3 protein-coding genes are annotated in these 3,324 nt (G+C 40.7%); all 3 read right to left on the minus strand.

The annotated features are described in order from the left end of the window. Window positions 1–1,105: SLBB domain-containing protein (locus tag ACT8YW_RS22545; RefSeq protein ID WP_444107211.1), on the minus strand; the 1,105-nt coding region annotated here is incomplete at its 3' end. After that, window positions 1,083–1,679, minus strand: coding sequence for a UpxY family transcription antiterminator (locus ACT8YW_RS22550; protein ID WP_008025447.1), 597 nt, complete (start codon window positions 1,677–1,679; stop codon window positions 1,083–1,085). The genes ACT8YW_RS22545 and ACT8YW_RS22550, both read right to left, overlap by 23 nt. A gap of 357 nt (window positions 1,680–2,036) precedes the next feature. Continuing rightward, window positions 2,037–2,981: a tyrosine-type recombinase/integrase gene (locus ACT8YW_RS22555; protein ID WP_128858543.1), complete on the minus strand. Its 945-nt coding sequence runs from the start codon at window positions 2,979–2,981 to the stop codon at window positions 2,037–2,039. Window positions 2,982–3,324: the final 343 nt, after the last annotated feature.

Below are 3,324 nucleotides of genomic sequence, written 5' to 3' on the forward strand. Positions count from 1 at the left end.
CAAGGTCTTTGACTGTGTTTACTTCATACTCCTGTCCGTTTTGGCGTACGACACGTAAGGAACGAGTATAGGCATCGGCTTCAAAGCCACCGGCATAGCTGATAAGAGTAGATAGACTCTCATCCTTTTTCATTTCGAAACGCATCGGGCGTTTCACTTTTCCGTCGATCTTAACCAATACGTCATAGGCAGGGACTATTACTACATCGCCCTCCTGAAGACGGATGTCATCCTGAATGTTGCCTTTCATGATAAATTGGTAGACATCGATTGTGGCGATGTTCTTACCGTTACGTACCAGCTGGACATTGCGAAGGCTACCTATGTCACTCACACCTCCTGCACGGTAAAGTGCGTGGAAGACAGTAGAAAAGGAAGAAAGAGAGTAAGTGCCCGGCTGGACTACTTCACCCATTACATTGATTTGAATAGTACGGATGCTACCCAAAGTCAGACGGATGTCAGAAGTGGGGTCATTCGTATTATTAAGACCATTATATATCTTGTTTAATGTTTTCTTGAGATAGTCATTGGCTTCAGAAATAGTCAGGCCGTTCAGGTTGACGGGACCTATTTTCTGAATGTTGATAGTGCCATCAGGAGAAATCTGTTGGCGGATAGTGTTCTGGCTGGCTCCCCAGATGTCGATAATCACTTCATCACCGGGACCGAGACGGTAATTTAAAGGCGTGGCGATGTTGACACTGGGTTCAAAAGTCAGGTTACGGGTATTGAAGATGTTACGTCCGAAAACCTGATTACTACGTGCAAGGTCTTGAGTACTCGGATGGTCTTCCAGCATATCGGAGGTGTTCTCCTTCATTTCTTCACGTAAGCGTGATTCATTGACATCCGTACCGGTAGCGTTGGAAGCATTGACATTGTTCTGCTGCTCATAAAGCTGCTTCACACGCATAGCCTGTTCTTTAGTCACGCCCTTACGTGCAAGTTCGGAGGCTAATTGTTTTTGTTCTTTCCCTTGTCTAATCCCCTCTTTGACATACTCCAATACTTGAGAATCACTCATATTTTGAGCCATCAAAGGAGAAAAAACTCCTAACAGTAGAATGAATAGAAATACGTTAAAGTTTTTTTGTGTCGTCATTACTAATCTTTGTGGGTTCTACATAACCGATTGGCATATCTACACAAGCACAGCCAAGCATATTTAAACGAACGGCAATCTTACTCTTACCCCCGACAGTCACGAGTTCGCCAACAAGGCCGCTCAAAGGACCTTTTATCACACGAACTTTCTCACCACGCGCCAGTGGAGTATCATTCATACAGACTGCTTCTTCGGAATAATCGAGCATGAAACGGAAACGCGCCATCTGCTCGTCAGGAATAACGGCAGGAGTGCTTTCACCACGCATCACCATATAACGGCTGACAGTGGAGAAGCTTAGGACTTCCATACGCTCTTTTGGATTGACATGAACAAAAACCATCATGGGAAGCAAGACTGTATCAACCATCTTTCGACGGTCGCTCCATTGATGGATCTGTTGCTGAACGGGAACAAAAGAATCAATTCCCATCTTAGACAAACGCTCGGATACTTTCTTCTCGTGATGCATTCGAACGAGTGCTACATACCAGCGTTTTGAGTGTGCTACGCCTTCCCCTGTCCCACTAATAGGCCCGGCATTTACTGATTTTGGTTTCGTTAAAATCATATTTTTTTACCCCATGTTCATCCGTTACTTCTTAGGTAACGGACAACACACATATAGAATGCACATCGCTGTGAAAAAAAGAAAAAAATCGATTATGAGGGAATATAAAAGCGGGCACCTAACATTCAATATAAAACATTCTTGAATTTAGGTAATAAAAAGCCTTTGAGCATGAAGATGTTATCCTTCATGTTCAGATAGATTTATGTTGCATATTTTAGAGAAAAAGGAAAAAAAGAAGTTTATTGTTTGTTTGCTATTAATATTTTTACCTATCTTTGTAGCGAATATAATTCCGTTACCTAAGAAGTAACATCAGCATTAAGTCCCTAATCCATAACGCTTTAACAATATTAATCAAAGCATTTTAAAATTACAAACGTAAGAATAATTCAATTTATTTACTTTTGTTCTTTCTTCCAATTCGAAACCCTTTAAATATATCTGTGTTGTTTTAATAGATTTGTGTCCTAGTGATTCGCTAATCATTTCGATAGGTACACCTCTGTACTTAGCAGTCGTAGCCCAAGAATGACGAAGCGTATACGACGTGACGGGCGAATGTAGCCTTAATTTTCTGGACAGGCTTTTCAACTCATTATTAAAACGTCTCAAAGCTGACTGATACTCACGATAGGCTCCTTCTTCATTCCGCTTGTACGCTCCGCTTAATATCCGGAAAAGATAATCAGGATAGCCAGAACTCCGGGCGTCAGATTTATTGTACAATCCCCCAATCGCATTCTGCGCTGACTCCAGCACTTCTATACTCATAGGAGTACCGGTCTTGGTACGATTGTACTTCAAAAGCCCCCGCTCCAGATTAGACTTTTCCAAATGGGCTAAATCAGAAAAAGGCATTCCACAAAACTGAAATAACAGATTGGCAATGGCCTGCGTCCGGCGAAGCTTTTCCGATTGAGGATCTTTGTTTAATAGCATGTGAAGTTCGCTGATCGGGATAGCTTTCTTCTGACGTGTGTCCACCCCGGTAAAAACATCCCGGAACAAACCATGTACATAAGGAGCCTGATGCATATCGACACCACGATTGTAGATACTACGCAACATACGCATATACGTAGAAATCGTATTGGGCTTCAAACGGGAAGCCATCAGATAGTTGCTATACCTCTTTAGAGTTTCACGGTTTATCTTACTAAACGTGATGGATTGAGTTCCACAAAACTGCGAAAAAGAACGAATAGCGTGTTTATACACATGGGCCGTAGAATAACGACCCTCTTGTCGCAAACAATCGATGTAATTGTTTGCACAAATAGTAAATCGATTTTTTTCCATAAATTATAACTTATCTCATACGTGTTATTAAAAACGTGCGGAATATAGTAAGATTATAGATAAAATGAACCACGATTTTAAATTTACTTACTGTTTTAGATAGAATTTCGAATTATTTCTAAAAAAAATAAGTGAAGCCATGCAGTATTTTCAATAACCATGCATTTAATTTATAAAAGAGGGGAAAAAGGGAAATCAAACCATATATCATTAAAACCTACAACCTGAACTTAACAAGTGAAGTGGGGAAAAATAAAAAAGAGAGAGAGTTTTTTATACAACGTCCCCAAAAATCGAGTAGGAGGAAAACGAAAGCTTTCTTCCTACTTTCGTTTTCCGACCT

Origin of the sequence: Bacteroides sp. (assembly GCF_052357945.1) — a bacterium.
Lineage (GTDB): Bacteria > Bacteroidota > Bacteroidia > Bacteroidales > Bacteroidaceae > Bacteroides.